The organism is Synechococcus sp. ROS8604, assembly GCF_014279655.1.
In the GTDB taxonomy this organism is placed as follows: domain Bacteria; phylum Cyanobacteriota; class Cyanobacteriia; order PCC-6307; family Cyanobiaceae; genus Synechococcus_C.
This window is the reverse complement of sequence record NZ_CP047946.1, coordinates 1,951,727-1,969,035: the sequence shown is the minus strand read 5'-3', so window position 1 is coordinate 1,969,035 and position 17,309 is coordinate 1,951,727. Positions and strand designations below refer to the sequence as shown.

Genomic DNA, 17,309 nt, shown 5'->3' with positions numbered 1-17,309 from the left:
ATGCTTATCGTCAAGGTCATCAAGCCACTGGTTTCTACCAACCGCATCCCAGATTTCGAACACAAGCACCTTCAAGTTGTTTTAGACGGGAGCACGCAAAAGGTTGCCGTCGATGCTGTTGGTGCAAAGCCAGGTGATTGGGTGATTTGTGTTAGCAGTTCTGCTGCTAGGGAAGCTGCCGGTAGTAAGTCCTATCCCAGCGACCTCACCATTGTTGGGATCATTGATCATTGGGATCCGGATGCACCAAAGCCATCGTCTTCAGCGAAGGAGGCAAAGAGCTAATGGAAATCATGCAGGTGATGGGAACTCTGGTCTGTACCTTCCGCGTCGGAGGTCTGGATCACATGCACCTGCGAATCCTTAAAAACAACAAGGGTAAAAAACTCGTTGCAGTGGATCCTGTGGGTGCCCGCGAAGGCAACTGGGTCTTTACCGCCAGCGGTTCTGCCGCACGGCATGCCTGTCCCGACAACACCGTTCTTACGGATCTCACCATCGGTGGAATCATCGACTACTGGATGCCAGATGGATAACTAATTCGCCTCCTGCTCTCCGTCCCCTCTCAACCCAATCCAGCCAATGGCCACTCCTACACCCCGTCGTCGTTCCAGCTCAGATTCCGCAGCATCAACCCCAGCGAACAAAGCCGCTACCCCCTCCTCAGCAGCAGCAAAAGCAACCGTTGACGTGAAGCCTGTCGAGAGTGCTTCCGCTCCTGCAGCCAGCTCTCCCGCTCGCAGCTCCTCGCGAGCGACCCCTCCGAGTGGAGGCGGTGGAAAAGGCTCCAGCCTTCAGGCATCCAAGAGTTCTTCCCCGAAACGTGCTTTTGGGATTGCCCTTGGGATGATTGAAACCCGTGGCATGGTGCCTGCCATTGAAGCCGCTGATGCCATGACGAAAGCTGCCGAAGTGCAGCTCATTAGTCGTGAATATGTAGGAGGTGGATACGTCACGGTGATGGTGCGTGGTGAGACCGGTGCGGTGAACGCTGCCGTGCGCGCAGGAGCCGATGCTTGTGAACGGGTTGGTGACGGTCTTGTGGCTGCTCACATCATTGCCCGCCCCCAAGATGAAGTGGAGCCAGCTCTCTCCTGTACGAATGTGACTCGGCGGATGTGAGTCCTACGTCACCTCTCTCTAACTCCGTTTAGATTCCCCAGCCAACATTCCTCTCAACGGCGCAAACGCCCCGTTTCCTTTGATTTCAGCTGCAACGCTGCCTCTGCAAACCGCCTGGTTGATCCCTCTCTACGGGTTTGCCGGGATGTTGATCTCATTGCCTTGGGCATTGGGGTTATTTAGGCGCGATTCCCATCGACCGGCGGCTTACCTCAACATCCTGCTCACACTGCTCGCTTTCATCCATGGAAGCCTCGTGTTGCGCGATGTCATGGCAGGTGGACCCACCCTTCTGACGTTCCCATGGCTCAGTGTGGCTGATCTCAATCTTGAGATCAGCTTCAGCCTCTCTCTCACCAATGTGTCTGCCCTTGAGCTGATTACGGGTTTGAGTTTTTTCTCTCAGTTGTATTCCCTTGGCTACCTCGATAAGGAGTGGGCCTTAGCCAGATTCTTTGCCTTGCTTGGCTTCTTCGAAGGGGCGATGTCAGGGGTGGTCTTGAGCGATTCCTTGTTCCAGAGCTATTTCTTGCTGGAAATGCTCACGCTTTCTACTTACCTCTTGGTTGGTTTTTGGTACGCCCAACCCCTGGTTGTGACGGCCGCAAGGGATGCCTTCCTCACCAAGCGCGTTGGTGATGTGATGCTCTTGATGGGAATGGTCGCTTTAGCCACTTGGTCGGGTGTGACCAGCTTTGACGACCTCTATGCCTGGTCTGCTGCAGAAACCCTTAGCCCGTTGGCGGCGACGTTGCTTGGCCTGGGTCTGATTGCTGGCCCGACGGGCAAATGCGCCCAATCCCCCATGCATCTCTGGCTTGATGAAGCCATGGAAGGTCCTAACCCAGCCTCGATTCTTCGCAATTCAGTGGTGGTGACCTGTGGCGCCATTGTTTTGCTCAAGGTGATGCCTCTGCTTCAGAACGCGCCCGTCACGCTCGTTGTGCTGCAAGTGATTGGAACCATCAGTGCGATTGGAGGATCTCTGGTCTCGATCGCTCAAGTGGATATCAAACGTACGCTGTCGTATTCCACGACTGCCTACTTAGGGCTGGTCTTTATTGCTATTTCCTTGCAGGTGCCCGTGCTGGCCCTGCTGCTCCTGTTCGCCCACGCCGTTTCCAAGGCGTTGCTTTCGATGAGTGTGGGTGGAGTGATCGCGTCCACGAATTGTCAGGACATCACTGAGCTGGGTGGCCTTGGCGGAAGGATGCCTGCAACCACGGGTTCCTACTTGGTGGGGAGTGCTGGGCTGGTGGGTCTTCTTCCCCTCGGAGGATTTCTTTGCCTAGCGCAGGCCGTTGAGCTTGTGGGAGCTCGTTCAGTGATTTTTGTACCGGTGTTTCTGCTCACCAATGCGCTAACAGCTCTCAATCTCACCAGGATTTATCGCCAGGTGTTTCTTGGACGCTCTTTAACCAAGACCCGTCGAGCTGCGGAGGTGAATTGGCAGATGGCCTTCCCGATGGTGGCCCTTGCCGTGATCGTTGTTTTAACCCCGCTCCTATTGATTCGTCTGGAGTCTCTGGATGGTTTGCTTGCTTTCCCCCTATGGGCAGGAGAAGTCGTCGTTGGCAGCGGACTGATCGGTCTGTTGGTGGGAGCGTTCATTCCCCTCAACAAAGCCTGGTCACGCTCCCTCAATCCAGTGCTGCGTTGGTTCCAGGACCTGCTTGAAAATGATTTTTATACAGAGAGGTTCTATCGGGTGACGATTGTGAATGTCGTGGCCTTGTTCTCAAAGCTTGCTTACAGCTTTGATCGCAATGTTGTGGACGGAGTCCTCCATGGTCTCGCTCGATTTTCACTTCAGAGTGCTGAAGGCCTGAAGTTGAGTATTAGCGGTCGAAGTCAAAGCTATCTATTAACCGTCATCGCGGCCATTGTCTTGCTCTTGTCATCCCTGAGCTGGTGGTTGAACTGAATTAATGATGATTCTCTCTCTGCTACTGATCATTCCTTTCTTGGGGGCCCTCTTGTTGTCCCTTTGGCCTGAGGGATCCACTTCAGCTCATTTAAGACGTCTCACCCTGGTGATTCTTTCCGTTCAATGCCTTGCAAGCTTCGCAGTCCTTTTCTGGTTTGATCCGAGCAACCCTGGCTTGCAGCTTCAGGAACGCTTTTCATGGCTTCCTAGCGTTGGCCTTGATTATTCCCTTGCAGTCGATGGAATCTCCCTTCCGCTTGTTTTGATGAATGCGATTCTCTGTCTTGTGGCAGCATTGGCATCGCGAAAGATCGAGAACCGACCAAGAATTTATTTTGCTCTTTTGTTGATTATTAGTGGAGCTGTGAATGGGGCCTTTTTGGCTCAGAATCTTTTATTATTTTTTATTTTTTATGAGCTTGAGCTCATTCCACTGTGGCTGTTAATTGCTATTTGGGGTGGTGCTAATCGAGCCTATGCGTCCACGAAGTTTCTGATTGTTACTGCAGTTTCTGGGGTTTTGATTTTGGGAGCATTCCTTGGGATTGCTCTCGTCACTGGAAGGGTTGACTTTGGCATTCGCCCCATTTTGTCTGGAGAGATGGGGCTGACGTCACAGCTTCTTCTAATGGGGGCCTTGTTGATTGGTTTTGGGATCAAGATCCCTCTCTTTCCATTTCACACCTGGCTTCCCGATGCTCACACCGAAGCCTCCACTCCCGTGTCGGTTCTCCTCGCTGGCGTTCTCCTCAAGCTTGGGACCTATGGGTTGTTGCGATTTTGTTTGGGTCTCTTCCCTGAAGCCTGGGAGGTTGCGGCCCCCTGGCTGGCCCTTTGGGCAGCCATTTCTGTGTTGTACGGCTCATTAGCTGCGATCGCGCAATCAGACATGAAGCGGATGGTGGCCTACAGCTCTGTTGGACATATGGGGTACGTCTTGCTCGCGGCTGCCGCGGCAACACCATTGGGGTTGATCGGTGCGCTCTTCCAAATGGTGAGCCACGGCTTGATTTCAGCGATTCTTTTCCTTGCCGTGGGTGTTGTTTATGAACGAACGGGTACAAGAGATCTGAACGTTCTTCGCGGACTTCTTAACCCCCAGCGGGGCTTACCCCTAACAGGAACACTGATGATCGTGGGTGTGATGGCCAGTGCTGGAATCCCAGGGATGGCGGGCTTTATTTCTGAATTTCTCGTTTTCAGGGGAAGTCTTCAGCCATTCCCCATTGCCACCTTGCTGTGCATGGTGGGTTCAGGTTTGACCGCTGTGTATTTCCTGTTGCTTGTTAACAGAGCCTTCTTTGGACGCTTGGCCATTGCTGCAGGCAGCGTCTCCAATCCCACCATTCTTTCGATCGTGCCGCTCCATGAGCAGCTTCCGGCGATCGCGCTGTCTTTGTTGGTTCTGCTCCTTGGTCTAGCGCCTGATCTCTTGGTGGGGATGAGTCAGGCGGCCACAACCGGTCTCAGCGAATTAGCGCTCTTACCCATCACAGGAGGACTTTCATGACTGCTACTAAGATCACTGATGTCCCAATGCTTCCAACCCTCCCTGATTGTGAAGAGCTGGTTCGTCGTTTGCTCTCTGACCAACCGTTATTGGCCGATACACCCGACCATCTCCTACAGATTGTCAATGTTCTCGACAGCTACGGGATCGTTCTTGATGCCTACAGCAAGAACCTGGTGAATCAGGGTGAAACCCAGTTACTGAATCCATTCCCCGTGATGCGATTCTTTCACGAAGGTTTCAGCGTGGAGCGCTTATGGCAGCACCTTCGCGGCGATCGTATCAACTTTGAATATGCCGAATATTGCCAAAAAGCAATGTTTTGGCACGGAACAGGCGGAATGGATGCGTATTTCGATTCAGAGCCTTTTCTCGAGGCTTGTCAGAAGATCATTGCATTGCGTAGTCGCCGGGATCCATTGTTGGCATTGGTGCATCGGCTCTATCCAGGTTTTGCTCCTGAAGCAATCCGATCGATGGCCACCATTTATGCCCTGGGTCTCTTTTGGCGGGTCATGAGTGACCTGTTCCTTGACCTGTCTCGGAGATACCGCAACGGTGAAATTTGTTCTGTTATCGATGCTGTTCATCACATCAGAGATGGTTTAGTCGCTGCAGCTGGAGATCCGATGACTTACAAAGTCACGGTTGGGAACGAAGATGTATGGGTTCTTCCACCAGAGGCTGGACTGACCTTTCTGGTGGATGTGGCGGTCCCCTATGTAGAGGCTGTCTTTTTTAGGGGAATGCCCTTCCTGGGAACAGTGTCTTACAACGCTCAAGCTCGACAGATTTCAGCTGACATCAGCGATTTCAAGTATGGAGCTCTGTATGCAGATCCAATTCCCAGCATGGGAGCGGGTATCCCCCCGAGTTTGTGTATGCAAGACATGTACCGGAATCTTCCAGAGGAGCTCAGTGACTGGTACCTGTCACATGGGCGCGGAATGCATGATGTTCATGTGCAGATCTGCATCAGCTTCCAAAAATCGATGTTTTGTGTCACCAATGGTGCAATCTCTGGCACGATGCCATATCCCCTTGACACGACAGATTCAGAACAGCAACAAGCGAATCGTGCTTACTCTGAATCATGGTCTGAGCGGTTGATGGGCTGCCAGAGAGGTGCGCTTCTCTAATCGTTATCCATTTGCATTAGGTGTTGCTTTTTCAGACTCTTAATAATCAAGAGATGCAGCTTTCGTGAAGCTTTTGATGTACAAAATAATCATTCCTTAATTGAAAAATTGGCAATTGACTGATCACTTGTCACTGAACAGCCCAAATGATTTTGGACTCTCGCTAAGACGTAAAGAACCTGACCAGACACATGAAGATTGCTCTGGTGTCGTTAACGATCTCAACGCGTGAATCTGCGCTCTTCCTGAGTGATGGTGATAAGAGGAAATTCTTCTTCTTAATCCATATGAGCCATTCTTTTAAACTATGATGTGGCCGGGATTTGCAATGCCATTTTCTCTTTCGATTTAATCACAAAACATTTAATATCTCTCCCTATTGAACGTGGGGTTGTGCTTAAATGCTCGCCTATTTGCTGATACGACCATCCTTGCTTCCTTAAAGCAATTGCAAGCCTTAGGCGTTTGGACCTCCATCCGTTGGCGGATCCAAGAAAACGAGAAAATCTTTCTTTTTGCATGTTGATTAAATTCACTCTTAAACCCTATCAATGCCATTCATAGCTGATTGATAGAATGATATTCTCTCCCCTATCAGATGGGTCGACATCCATGAATCTTTAGGGATAGATGCAAATCTAATTGCCGACCTGATTGTTGCGGTTGTTAAGCCAAGAGTGCTAAATGATACATTGCTAATCAATGAATGTTTCGAATCGCTTGGTGAGTGGCATAAAATAGTCACTGGACTATTCTCGCGATGACATTTTTTAATGTTCAGCTGATGACACCCCAAGGAGATGTGTCGTTTCACTGTCCTGACGATGAATATATTTTAGATGCTGCAGAGCAGGCTGGTATTGATATGTCGTACTCCTGCCGTGCAGGTGCATGTAGTTCATGCGTAGGTCGACTTATTCAAGGGACTTTAGATCAGAGTGATCAAAGCTTCTTAGATGAGGCACAAATTAAAGATAAATATGCACTTTTATGTGTAGCATATGCCACGTCCGATCTCATCGTCAAGACCGATTGTGAAGAAGACCTTTAGTGACGGCACCATTAAATTGTCACGCACTGATTGATGGATCATTGCATTTCATTGATTACTAATCGCTCCTGGTCTACTGGATTTGACTCATGAAAACGTCATCTATTGTCTCAATCTATCTGGATGCAGTTACGTCCATGGTAATTCCATTCTCCGCATTAAATACTCTTTCATTTTTAAAGAGTAATGCCGATAGTGCTGAATCTCGATTGATTTCTGCTTTGGAATTAAAGGTGAAGCAAGGAATTATTCAAGTCATTCCTGGGATGACTGGAGATCATTCGTCCAGATCATTTGTAACATATTGACCTCGAATCTGTGCTTCTTTGTTCGGGGGGCGTGCCCCTTGTGAATCACTATTATAAGAGCATAATTTAAGCATGTCATCAATTCTTTGGCTTGATTTGCAGCCTTCTGTTTTTTGCTTTAATAAGAAACTTGCTTGTATTTTAAGTCAATCTAGGCATGTGCGCCGTTGGTCTTTTCAGCATGACCTTGATGAGATATGTTCATTAACCACTATTTTTGATTTTTTAAGGGAAACAGTTGATCAATTAGATTCTCCGCCACATGTTGTTGCGCATGGTCTTAGTGGTACTTTCGCATGTTTATTTGCACGTCAATTCCCAAAGGCATTTCGCTCCCTTACATTGATTTCAGTTGATCCAGTCTCAAGCAATCAATGGACTAGTCATTATTTGGAAATGAGGCGAAGATTGCCCTGCTCAAGATCTTCTATCTTGTCCCATATTGTTCCTCTTTTATTTGATAAAAATTTTAGTGAAAGCAATTTAGTTCTTTCTGGCTTCTTTGAAAAATGTCTTGATTGTGACTATATTTCTGGCTCTATTGCTTCACATTCGCTTCTTCCCAATCTTTCTTCGATTGACATTCCCTTGTCGATCATCAATGGTTCTCATGATTTTGTTATTGATCAGAACTCCGCTCTGCGTTGGAAGCCTCATTTAAACAATGGCGACCGCTTCTATTCTTTACCAGGAGGTCATCACTTTTCTCATTTTTCACAGCCAAAATTGTATGGAGAATTGATTAACTCTTTTCTCGAGATGATTCCAGAGTCATTTTCACCTGCTTTTCCTGATCAATTTCATTCCTCACTTTCGAGAAAAATTTCATTATGACAGAGTATATTGATGCCGATGTTCTCATCATTGGAGGCGGGCCAGCAGGCTGTTCTTGTGCTCTTTATACTTCAAGGTCATCATTGAAGACCTATGTTCTGGATAAGAACCCATCTGTAGGCGCTTTAGCAATTACCCATAAAATTGCTAATTATCCTGGTGTATCTAATGAGGTATCTGGATCTGATTTGCTCGAGATGATGCGAAATCAAGCCATCTCCTATGGCACCACTTATTTGCGTGCTCATGTATTTAGCCTTGATTTGTCTGGCGAGCATAAACTTGTTTATACTCCAGAGGGTGTTTTTCGCTCTCGAACAATCGTTTTAGCAACGGGTGCTATGGGGCGGACTTCGACTCTTGAAGGTGAGAAAGAATTTTTAGGTCGTGGAGTTAGCTATTGCGCTACTTGTGATGCTGCTTTTTACCGTAATGAAGAAGTTCTTGTTTACGGATCTAATCAAGAGGCTGTTGATGAAGCACTCGTTCTCGTTAAATTTGCAAAAACAGTACATTGGGTGACAAGTGGAAAGCCAAGTCGCTCTACAAATCGTGTTGATTTGCTTTTGGATCTCCCCAATGTTAAGCAATCAGAGCGAACTAAGCTCTTGTCTATTCATGGAGCTGATGATGGACTAAAATATGTAAACCTTAAGTCAATTAAGGATAATAAAGCTTATTCATTAGATGTTTCTGGTGCATTTCTGTACTCTACAGGTACCCTTCCAATAACTGATTTTCTGCATGGATCAATCCCGCTTCGTGCTGATGGTGGTGTTGATGTAGATGACAATATGATGACATCTATTCCGGGTGTTTGGGCTATTGGAGATATTCGGAATACCCCTTTTAAACAAGCTGTTGTTGCCTGCTCTGATGGCTGTATTGCAGCGATGTCAATCGACAAATATCTCAATTCTAGGACTGAGTTTCGTGTTGATTGGGTACACAAATAGTAGATATGAAAAAGCGCCCGGGTAGGGCGCTTCATTGTGTTTGAGTTTTATGCCTCTGAATTTATTTGTTTGACCCAATCGGCTAGTCGTTGATCTGTTAAGTCAGACTCATTGTCTTCGTCAATTGCTAATCCACAGAACTTGCCGTCAATAACACTTTTTGATTCTGCGAATGTGTATCCATCTGTGGGTACTTTCCCAATGATTTTTGCGCCTGCTTGAAGGAAGGCCGTATACAATTCTTCCATCGCATCACAGAAATAGTCTGAATAGGATGATGAATCTCCTAGCCCTACGATTGCCACAGATTTTCCACTGAAATCCATACTTGGAATTTCTTCAGCGTACGTATCCCATGCTGTCCCCGATCGGCCTTCATCGGCACCAGTATTCCAAGTGGGAACACAGCAAATGAGTGCCTCAGCGGATGCCAGATCTGCAGCTGAGCCGATGTTGTCTACATCTTTAGCCTCTGTGCCTGGTAACAGCTCTTTGAGCTTGTCAGCAACATCTTCTGTCTTTCCTGTGGAGGTTGCGAAAAAGATTGTGTAGGCCATGACTTGATCGTTGACCAATCTATTTTCGATCCTCCTGCCTACACTCGCTGTCTATCCAACTACTTGTCCTTGTTTATTCTTGTGATTCGAGTGTCTCATTCAATCCTTTAAGGCTGATCATTTGATCCTCTATATTGCTCTATCTCTTTTATCTTGTTGTACTCCCCTAGAGCCTGCTCAAGTCCGCACTGTCCAACCTTCTTGAGCCACCTCTCTCTGTCTTTTTTGTTTGATTCGATTGTTTCAATGAATGATTCAAGTAGGCCGCTGTTTGTTTCTTTCATGGTTTTTGGGGAACTAATTAATTTGCGCTGCTTTGACAGCCACTTCTGATCTCAATCTCATTTTCAGCTGACCTAATCGTGTTGTAGGCAGCAATTGCTGTTGCTCTTACCTCTGTAAGAAAAACAAGGCATGCCTTGCAATTCCCTTCGTCTGCTATATCCATGAGGTCAGCTAGCGCCTTGGTGGCATTGCTTAATTCTGATTTTGCTTTTGCAAGGCTGACGGTTACTGAATTGAGTGTCTGGCTTGCATCATCTTTTCTATGGATACTTTCTAGTGTCCGTCGAAATGCTTCTAAATTTTCCATTTAAAATTTCTTTTTTTCAACCCTACTGGTCGATCTCTTCTTTTCTGTTCTCTTGCGCTTGTGCTATGTATCATAATTATCGTTACTATGTATCTCTTTTAGCTGGCTGGCTGGGTCGTCATTTTGTATGTCTTCTTTGGCGTAAGGGGTAATCTTTTTCCTACGTCTTTTTGATGTATATGATCCCTGGCTTTGCTTTGTAATTGGAGTTGATCTTTTGCTCTTCTTTCCATGAACTTGTTTTCTATCTTTCATTGCTCTGTCTCTTGGCTTTGATGATTGATTTGGTTTATGGCGCGTTCTCTACTAGGTTTGTCCTTGATGGCAAGGTGCTTTTATGGACCAATGGCATGAACGCAAAAGGCCAGTTTGCCTGGAGCGCCGCTTTGAGTTTGATAGCTACAGCGCCACCCGTGATTTTCTTGATCGGCTTGGCGACTTCAGCGAAGCTAAGCAGAGATTTCCTGATATTAGTTTTGGTCGAACCTATGTGAATATCACTCTTCGCCCAGATGCTGAAGGCAATGACAGTCAGCTGAGTGATGTTGATCGTTGCTTTGCTTCAGAAATTGATGCCCTCTTCAGTTGACCTGGCGGCAGCGTATGCCGATTCAGGTGTTGCGGAGGTCCTTCAGCAGCTTGACCAGGAGTTAATTGGTTTGCGGCCAGTGAAGACGCGCATTCGTGAAATAGCGGCGTTGCTTCTGGTGGATCGAGCTCGCCAGCAGTTGGATTTGCAAAGCACAGCCCCTGGTTTGCATATGTCTTTTACTGGCAGAACGGGGACGGGGAAGACCACGGTTGCAAAGCGAATATCGCAAATTCTTCATCGGCTTGGCTATCTGCGTAAGGGACATGTTGTCACCGTGACGCGTGATGATCTTGTGGGGCAATATGTCGGGCACACGGCGCCGAAGACTCGTGAGATGGTCAAGCGTGCCTTGGGTGGCGTTCTGTTTATTGATGAAGCCTATTATCTCTACAAATCTGATAATGAGCGTGATTACGGAGCAGAAGCGATTGAAATTCTCTTGCAAGATATGGAGCGGCAACGATCAGATTTTGTTGTGATTTTTGCTGGTTATAAGGATCGAATGGCGGAGTTTTATCAATCAAATCCTGGCCTTTCCTCACGGGTCGCCCACCATATTGATTTCCCTGATTACAGCGAGGAGGAGCTCATGGAGATTGCCCTTCTTCTTCTTCGTCAGCAGGATTATCACTTCAGCGAATCAGCGCATGATGCCTTTAGTCGTTATATCCAAAGGCGACGACAGTTGCCGTTTTTTGCGAATGCTCGTTCGATTCGAAATGCTCTTGATCGCCTGAGGCTTCGTCAAGCCAATCGCTTGTTTTCTCGTCTGGAGCAACCTCTTAGTCGCGATGATCTGACCACCATCGAAGCTGAGGATGTCTTGGCGAGTCGTGTCTTTCAGGGTGAGATCGAGGGTCGAGATCCTTCTCAGCCTTTAACAACGATTCTGGATTCTCCTTGAGCGGTTGTTAGTGCTTGGGCTGATTCAGATCTCTCCGAATCAGTGCCAGCAAGTAGGACGGTGCTTTGTAACGCCCTGGCAGGCAACGATTAAGTGTTTCCAGGTGTCCCCAGCACACCGTTCGTTCAATGTCCTTGATACTTCGACCTTCTTTCAGAAGTCTGCGTAAGGCTTTGCAGTACAGGGGGTAGCCCGCTTCGAGTTCGCCAATGGTCAGCTTGGCTTGGGCCATAGGATCTCTCAGCTTCGTCTCAACCTAAGAAACCGCGGGGCCCCCCTCTTGAGGAGGACCCATCGCAGTGTCAGTTGAGCCAGGCAATGCAATCGATTTCTACCTTTGAGCCCTTTGGCAACGCAGCAACCTGGACGCAAGCCCTGGCAGGACTGACTCCATCACCAAACATTTCGGCATAAATGGCATTCACGGTTTGAAAGTCACCGAGATCCACGAGAAATACGGTGGTGCGCACGACTCTTGAGGGGTCGGTGCCGGCCTCCTGAAGCACCGCTTTCAAGTTGCGCAACACTTGGCGGGTCTCAGCCTCTACATCTCCATCCCCCACCATCGCTCCAGTGGCAGGATCCAGCGGAATTTGACCGGAGCAATACAGCCAACCACCGGCGATCACAGCCTGGTTGTAAGGCCCCACTGGTGCTGGTGCCTCTTGGGTGATGACAGCCTGGAGTGGGGTGGATGACATGGTTACGGCTCAGAATGAAACTTCATTTTCGCGTTCCGTGTTGATGGAGTCGTGCCCGGTTGAGCTTGATGGTCTTTGGCACCGCTACGGCGGCGCCAATGAAGCTTGGACTTTGAAAGACATCAATCTTCAACTCAAGGCGGGTGAGCTTGTGGGGTTGCTGGGGCCATCCGGTTGCGGAAAAACCACGCTGTTGCGTTTAATCGCTGGCTTTGAACATCCCAGTCAGGGCGTGGTTCGCCTGCATGGGAACGACGTCGCCTCATCCCGCGTGCGTCTTGCTCCGGAACGCCGTGGTGTGGGCATGGTCTTCCAGGACTACGCCCTCTTTCCCCACCTCAATGCTTGGGAGAACGCTTGTTTTGGACTGCGTCGCGGTCAGGACACCAGCCGGGCGTCATGGTTGCTTGAACTTTTGGGGCTGACGGCTCTCAGAGGTCGTTACCCGCACGAATTGTCTGGGGGGCAACGTCAGCGTTTGGCTCTCGCAAGGGCTCTCGCTCCAGCCCCCTCCGTTGTGTTGCTGGACGAACCCTTTTCCAATCTGGATGTTGAAGTGCGTTTGCGTTTGCGCAGCGAGCTGCCTGGTGTGCTCAGTGCCTGCGGGGCCAGTGGGTTGCTGGTGACCCATGACCCGGAAGAGGCCCTTGCGATCTGCGGGCGGGTTGCCATTCTTCGCGACGGTCAACTTCATCAATGCGCGACTCCCCGTGAATTGGTTGAGGTCCCGGCAACGCCCTTTGTCGGTCGGTTCGTTCTGCAACGCAATGTGCTGCCTGTTTGGCGGGATGGAGCGACGTCGTTGTTGCGTTGTTTGCTGGGTGATCTGGAGATTCCAGAGCGGCAGCGCTCCATGAAGCTTCCAGACGATGCCACGGTGTTAATTGATCCGGGGTTGATTGATTTGGAACCGGATGCTGAAGGAGATGCCTGTGTGATGGGGCGGGAGTTTTTGGGTCGCTCCTGGCTCTATCGCATTCAGATCGGAGATCAGCAGTTGCGTCTGATCAGGCCGCTCGGGGAAGACCATCAGAGGGGATTGCGCTGCAGGCTCTCGCTGCAACAGAACAGTGAGGTCTTGCTCCATCCCCAGTGTTTATCGCTTCAGGTCTTGCCTTGATTTGACCAGCCTCTCCAGCTGTCTTTGTGTTGACGAAGACGCCTCAGTTGTTCGGAGCTGGTAGCGCGTAAAAACAAGTTGGAGCGCCATTCTTCGCCAATGCTGCTGGGAAGGCTTAGGGAGCCTGATCGTCGTTTTGCTTGCACCTCCTGCAGACGGTTTGTGATCAGGGCATCGTCAGGGACCTGCTGCGCGGCCCAGCGCAGATTGGCCTCGGTGTATTCGTGAGCGCAGCAGACCAGGGTTTCTGGTGGCAGTGCTCCCAGCCTTTGTAAAGCGCGGTGCATGTCAGCCGGTGTTCCCTCAAACAGTCGTCCACATCCAGCGCTGAACAGGGTGTCGCCGCAGAACAACACACCGGTTGGAGAGGTTGAGACCGCTCCCTGTGGCAACCAGTAAGCGATATGAGCGCGTGTATGGGCACGGACATCCAGAACCCTGACAGGCCTGCCTAAGAGCTCGATTTCATCTCCATCGCGAACGGACAGCGTTTGAAATGGGATCCGCTCTTGGTCGTCCGCGGCGGCGACGACGTCAGCGCCTGCCCAGCGTTGAAGAAGTCCAGGAGTGCCGCCGATATGGTCGGAATGATGATGGGTTTGAAGCACGGCAATGAGCTGCAATCCACGCGTCTCCAGCCAGGCGACGATGGGGTCCGCGACGGCTGGATCGATGACGATGGCCTGATCGCCATGCACCCATACCCAGACGATGTTGTCGTTGAGGACAGCAACTGGGTGGATGCCATCAATCGTGGAGGCCATCACCATCGTTAAAGTTTCATTCAACGCTTGATTCCATGATCACTGTTGCCCTAGCCAAGGGAGCGCTTTTGAAAGATTCAGTGGCCCGCTTTGCAGCGGCTGGGCTCGATTTTTCTGCAGTTCTCGACCCAGATAACAGGCAACTGATGGTTCCATCAGCGTGTGGTCGAGCCCGAGCGTTGCTTGTGAGGAACGGAGATGTTCCTGTGTATGTGGCGTATGGGCAGGCGCAGCTTGGGGTGGTTGGTTATGACGTTTTGCGGGAGCACCAGATGCCTGTAGCGCAGTTGGTGGACCTGGGCTTTGGCGGGTGCCGTATGGCAGTGGCTGTGAAGGCCAGCAGCGGATATCAACGGGCGACGGATCTGCCTCCCCATTGCCGAGTGGCAAGCAAATTCACCCGCTGTGCCCGCGACCACTTTGATGCCATCGATTTGCCTGTAGAACTCGTCCACCTCACCGGTTCGGTCGAGCTTGGCCCGATCACTGGGATCGCTGAAGCGATTGTGGATCTGGTGGCGACGGGCAGGACGCTTCGCGATAACGGTTTAGTGGCGATCGAAGATCTGTTCCACACCACAGCGCGTTTGGTGGGGCATCCCTTGTCCCTGCGCCTTGATCAAGGCGATCTGCGCCAGATCGTGGAAGCGATGCGGTCGGCAACACCCGCGTCCCAGGTGGCCAGTTGATGGCTGGTTCGGATTTTCAGAGGGTGAAGCGGCTCGGCCGTTATTTGGGCCAAGACCGACGACGACTCACGCTCACGTTGGTGCTTCTCATTCCGGTGGCTCTTGCCGGCGCGATTCAGCCGCTCTTGGTGGGCCAGGCGATTGCCGTGCTGCGCCGTGTTGGAGGGGCCGCCAACGAGTCGGTGATTCCTCTTTTTCAGGGTCTCGACAGCACGGTTGCGATCCGACTGATCATCCTGATGTTGTTGGGATCGGTTCTGGTTCGCTTGGCTCTTCAGGGAGTTCAGTCGTTCAATATTCAAGCCGTCGGCCAGCGGCTTACCGCTCGCATCCGCAAGGATTTGTTTGCCCATGCGATGAGTTTGTCCCTGCGGTTTCATGACCGCATGCCCGTGGGCAAGTTGCTGACTCGCCTTACCAGCGATGTGGATGCATTAGCCGAGGTGTTTGGAAGTGGTGCTGTCGGCGTGCTCGGCGATCTCGTCAGCCTCTTGGTGATTGCGGTTTCGATGCTGCTGATCGAGTGGCGTTTGGGATTGTTGTTGTTGGTGACCCAAGTGCCTGTCACCCTCGTGATTGTTTGGCTCCAGAGGCGCTATCGCAAGGCCAACTATCGAGTGAGGGAGGAGCTTTCGCAACTCAATGCTGATTTTCAGGAGAACCTGCAAGGTCTGGAGGTTGTGCAGATGTTTCGCCGGGAAGCTGTGAATGGAGATCGGTTTCAGAGAACCGGTTTGGCCTATCGAAGCGCTGTGAATGGCACGATTTTTTTTGACAGCAGCATCTCTGCCTTTTTGGAATGGGTGTCGTTAGGCGCGGTTGCCCTGGTGCTCGCTCTCGGTGGATGGATGGTGACAGCAGGGGCGATGGGACTGGGCACGCTGACCACCTTCATCCTGTACTCACAGCGCCTCTTTGACCCCTTGCGGCAAATGGCTGAGCGGTTTACCCAGATTCAGGGAGGACTCACCGCCGTGGAACGAATCGGAGAGCTCCTGGAGGAACCTCTTGAGATTGTGGACCATGGCGCCACACCTGGTTCCGCGCTTCTCCAGAACGCTTCATCTTCACAAGCCCGTGGTGAGGTGATCTTTGACGAGGTGGACTTTGCTTACCGAAAAGACGAACCGATTCTGCGCAATCTCAGTTTCCGGATCGCACCTGGTGAGCATGTTGCACTGGTTGGACCCACAGGTTCTGGCAAGACCACGGTGATTCGGCTCCTGTGCAGGTTGTACGAGCCTCAGCGGGGACGAATTCTTCTCGATGGCCAGGACATCCGCAGCTTGCCTTTGCAAGAGCTGCGTCGACAGCTGGGTGTGGTTCTTCAAGACACCTTTCTTTTCAGTGGAACGGTGGCTGACAACTTGCGTTTGGATCAGCCTCTCGATGATCAGAAATTGCAGGAGGTTTGCCGTGACCTCGGCCTAGACCCCCTGTTAGGTCGATTGCCCGAAGGCTTGAAAACCGAATTGAGAGAGAGGGGCGGGAATCTCAGCTCTGGGGAAAGACAGCTGCTTGCCGTGGCCAGGGTGGCGATTCGCAACCCAACGGTCCTGGTGATGGATGAAGCCACGGCGTTTATGGACCCTTCGACGGAAGCCACCCTGCAGCGTGACTTAGATCGTCTCCTCAACCGTCGCACCGCCGTGGTCATTGCCCACCGACTTGCCACGGTTGAAGCTGCTGATCGGATTTTGGTGCTTCGCCGAGGAAGCCTGATCGAGCAGGGCACCCATCTGCAGCTGCGTGCCAGTGGCGGGTTGTATGCCGAACTTGCTGATCTTCAAGAGCGAGGACTGGCCAGGCTTTGATCGCTGAGCCAGGTCTGGATGGTTTGTGCAAGAAGGTCTGGATGGCTCTGCATGGCCAGATGGCCGCACTGTTTGAGTTCTTTCAGGCAATGTTTGTCGCTGTATTCGGCAAGGTGTTGCACATAGCCGGGTTCCATCACACGGTCTTGTTCACCGCTAATCCATAGGTTTTCTGTCTCCAAATTGGCCACCAGGTTTGGAATCTGTTTGACCGCTCCGCGGGTGGTGCTGTTCACCAGAAGCCCCAGGGCAGCGCGCTGTTCCGCTTGAAATGGCCCCAGCGTGCCGATGGGCCCTGGTAGGTCTGCGGGACGAAGTTTCAGAATTAATTGCCCTCCAAACCTGAGACGTCGAAACGGTCTCGGTTGGTAGATCCCGCCTCCGGCCGCCAACATCACCAGGCCCGACAGGGGCTTACCCCAATTTCGCCGCAGATAGGTGTCCGCATGCAGGGCAATGCTTCCTCCCAGCGAGTGACCCATCAACACCACATGGCGACCCTTGGCTTGCGCATGAATGTGCTCCGCAAGCCATTGCCCGTAGGACGCCAAGGTCGGTCGAAGGTGGCGAGGGCGAGACTCCAGTCCAAATCCTGGTAAATCAGGACACAACAAAGGAATGGAGGTGTCTAAGCGCGTCCAGCTTTTTTCAAACGGTGCCCAGACCTTTCGGCTCAGCATCCAACCGTGTACGGCGATCAGCAGCAGATCAGAGGTCATCGGTGCGTCA

The 17,309-nt window shown here is 50.9% G+C and carries 22 protein-coding genes; 15 read left to right on the top strand and 7 right to left on the bottom strand.

Translation table 11 applies throughout. From position 1 onward, the window contains the following. The 10 genes from SynROS8604_RS10550 (at position 1) to SynROS8604_RS10510 (ending at position 8,847) form a co-directional block, all read left to right on the top strand. On the top strand, positions 1 to 285 hold the full coding sequence (locus SynROS8604_RS10550) for a carboxysome peptide A (protein ID WP_006853344.1): 285 nt from the start codon (positions 1 to 3) through the stop codon (positions 283 to 285). Then, on the top strand, positions 285 to 536 hold the full coding sequence (locus SynROS8604_RS10545) for a carboxysome peptide B (RefSeq protein ID WP_006853343.1): 252 nt from the start codon (positions 285 to 287) through the stop codon (positions 534 to 536). Before SynROS8604_RS10550 ends, SynROS8604_RS10545 begins: the two co-directional genes overlap by 1 nt. Positions 537 to 582: 46 nt before the next feature. After that, entirely contained in the window at positions 583 to 1,122 is a 540-nt protein-coding gene (locus SynROS8604_RS16160) for a BMC domain-containing protein (RefSeq protein ID WP_304623173.1), read from the top strand. A 79-nt stretch (positions 1,123 to 1,201) separates the two neighbouring features. Further along, complete coding sequence (locus tag SynROS8604_RS10535) at positions 1,202 to 3,046, top strand: NAD(P)H-quinone oxidoreductase subunit F (RefSeq protein ID WP_186543956.1); 1,845 nt, start codon at positions 1,202 to 1,204, stop codon at positions 3,044 to 3,046. A gap of 7 nt (positions 3,047 to 3,053) precedes the next feature. Further along, positions 3,054 to 4,559, top strand: a complete 1,506-nt coding sequence (locus SynROS8604_RS10530; RefSeq protein ID WP_186545941.1) for an NADH-quinone oxidoreductase subunit M — start codon at positions 3,054 to 3,056, stop codon at positions 4,557 to 4,559. Then, positions 4,556 to 5,698: a CO2 hydration protein gene (locus tag SynROS8604_RS10525; RefSeq protein WP_186543955.1), complete on the top strand. Its 1,143-nt coding sequence runs from the start codon at positions 4,556 to 4,558 to the stop codon at positions 5,696 to 5,698. Before SynROS8604_RS10530 ends, SynROS8604_RS10525 begins: the two co-directional genes overlap by 4 nt. Before the next feature lie 760 nt (positions 5,699 to 6,458). Beyond that, positions 6,459 to 6,749, top strand: coding sequence for a 2Fe-2S iron-sulfur cluster-binding protein (locus SynROS8604_RS10520; RefSeq protein ID WP_186543954.1), 291 nt, complete (start codon positions 6,459 to 6,461; stop codon positions 6,747 to 6,749). 89 nt (positions 6,750 to 6,838) lie between these two features. After that, positions 6,839 to 7,057 (top strand): hypothetical protein, encoded by a 219-nt coding sequence (locus SynROS8604_RS15490; protein WP_222930096.1) that lies wholly within the window; start codon positions 6,839 to 6,841, stop codon positions 7,055 to 7,057. A gap of 72 nt (positions 7,058 to 7,129) precedes the next feature. Beyond that, positions 7,130 to 7,891: an alpha/beta fold hydrolase gene (locus tag SynROS8604_RS10515; RefSeq protein WP_186543953.1), complete on the top strand. Its 762-nt coding sequence runs from the start codon at positions 7,130 to 7,132 to the stop codon at positions 7,889 to 7,891. Further along, entirely contained in the window at positions 7,888 to 8,847 is a 960-nt protein-coding gene (locus SynROS8604_RS10510) for an NAD(P)/FAD-dependent oxidoreductase (protein ID WP_186543952.1), read from the top strand. The genes SynROS8604_RS10515 and SynROS8604_RS10510 overlap by 4 nt, the downstream gene beginning before the upstream one ends. Positions 8,848 to 8,894: 47 nt before the next feature. Here SynROS8604_RS10510 and fldA read toward each other — a convergent pair whose 3' ends face one another. From fldA to SynROS8604_RS10495, 3 genes are all read right to left on the bottom strand, one after another. Beyond that, a complete protein-coding gene (gene fldA / locus SynROS8604_RS10505) occupies positions 8,895 to 9,404 on the bottom strand; it encodes a flavodoxin FldA (RefSeq protein ID WP_186543951.1) in 510 nt (169 codons plus the stop codon). A gap of 107 nt (positions 9,405 to 9,511) precedes the next feature. Continuing rightward, positions 9,512 to 9,688 carry a hypothetical protein gene (locus SynROS8604_RS10500; RefSeq protein ID WP_186543950.1) on the bottom strand — a complete coding sequence of 59 codons (177 nt, stop codon included), beginning with the start codon at positions 9,686 to 9,688 and terminating at the stop codon, positions 9,512 to 9,514. Positions 9,689 to 9,705: 17 nt separating this feature from the next. Further along, positions 9,706 to 9,996, bottom strand: a complete 291-nt coding sequence (locus SynROS8604_RS10495) for a hypothetical protein (protein WP_186543949.1) — start codon at positions 9,994 to 9,996, stop codon at positions 9,706 to 9,708. A 337-nt stretch (positions 9,997 to 10,333) separates the two neighbouring features. Here SynROS8604_RS10495 and SynROS8604_RS10490 point away from each other — a divergent pair, with 337 nt between their 5' ends. Next, complete coding sequence (locus SynROS8604_RS10490) at positions 10,334 to 10,585, top strand: 4a-hydroxytetrahydrobiopterin dehydratase (RefSeq protein ID WP_186543948.1); 252 nt, start codon at positions 10,334 to 10,336, stop codon at positions 10,583 to 10,585. Beyond that, positions 10,569 to 11,492, top strand: a complete 924-nt coding sequence (cbbX, locus tag SynROS8604_RS10485; RefSeq protein WP_186543947.1) for a CbbX protein — start codon at positions 10,569 to 10,571, stop codon at positions 11,490 to 11,492. Before SynROS8604_RS10490 ends, cbbX begins: the two co-directional genes overlap by 17 nt. Positions 11,493 to 11,499: 7 nt before the next feature. On the opposite strand, the gene SynROS8604_RS10480 is transcribed toward cbbX, so the two are convergent. After that, positions 11,500 to 11,724: a DUF3136 domain-containing protein gene (locus tag SynROS8604_RS10480; RefSeq protein WP_186543946.1), complete on the bottom strand. Its 225-nt coding sequence runs from the start codon at positions 11,722 to 11,724 to the stop codon at positions 11,500 to 11,502. A gap of 70 nt (positions 11,725 to 11,794) precedes the next feature. Further along, positions 11,795 to 12,193: a RidA family protein gene (locus SynROS8604_RS10475; RefSeq protein ID WP_186543945.1), complete on the bottom strand. Its 399-nt coding sequence runs from the start codon at positions 12,191 to 12,193 to the stop codon at positions 11,795 to 11,797. Here SynROS8604_RS10475 and SynROS8604_RS10470 point away from each other — a divergent pair. Continuing rightward, positions 12,192 to 13,313, top strand: a complete 1,122-nt coding sequence (locus SynROS8604_RS10470; RefSeq protein ID WP_186545940.1) for an ABC transporter ATP-binding protein — start codon at positions 12,192 to 12,194, stop codon at positions 13,311 to 13,313. The two genes, SynROS8604_RS10475 and SynROS8604_RS10470, sit on opposite strands and share 2 nt — an antisense overlap. On the opposite strand, the gene gloB is transcribed toward SynROS8604_RS10470, so the two are convergent. Then, the gene (gene gloB, locus SynROS8604_RS10465) at positions 13,298 to 14,083 is read right to left on the bottom strand and encodes a hydroxyacylglutathione hydrolase (RefSeq protein ID WP_186545939.1); all 786 of its coding nucleotides are present in this window, start codon (positions 14,081 to 14,083) and stop codon (positions 13,298 to 13,300) included. The two genes, SynROS8604_RS10470 and gloB, sit on opposite strands and share 16 nt — an antisense overlap. Before the next feature lie 29 nt (positions 14,084 to 14,112). Between gloB and hisG the strand changes: the two genes are divergently transcribed. Together hisG and SynROS8604_RS10455 are read left to right on the top strand one after the other, a co-directional pair. Then, positions 14,113 to 14,766: an ATP phosphoribosyltransferase gene (gene hisG / locus SynROS8604_RS10460; protein ID WP_006853332.1), complete on the top strand. Its 654-nt coding sequence runs from the start codon at positions 14,113 to 14,115 to the stop codon at positions 14,764 to 14,766. Next, a complete protein-coding gene (locus SynROS8604_RS10455) occupies positions 14,766 to 16,580 on the top strand; it encodes an ABC transporter ATP-binding protein (protein WP_186543944.1) in 1,815 nt (604 codons plus the stop codon). Before hisG ends, SynROS8604_RS10455 begins: the two co-directional genes overlap by 1 nt. On the opposite strand, the gene SynROS8604_RS10450 is transcribed toward SynROS8604_RS10455, so the two are convergent. Further along, positions 16,553 to 17,299, bottom strand: coding sequence for an alpha/beta fold hydrolase (locus SynROS8604_RS10450; RefSeq protein WP_186543943.1), 747 nt, complete (start codon positions 17,297 to 17,299; stop codon positions 16,553 to 16,555). The two genes, SynROS8604_RS10455 and SynROS8604_RS10450, sit on opposite strands and share 28 nt — an antisense overlap. Positions 17,300 to 17,309 lie beyond the last annotated feature (10 nt).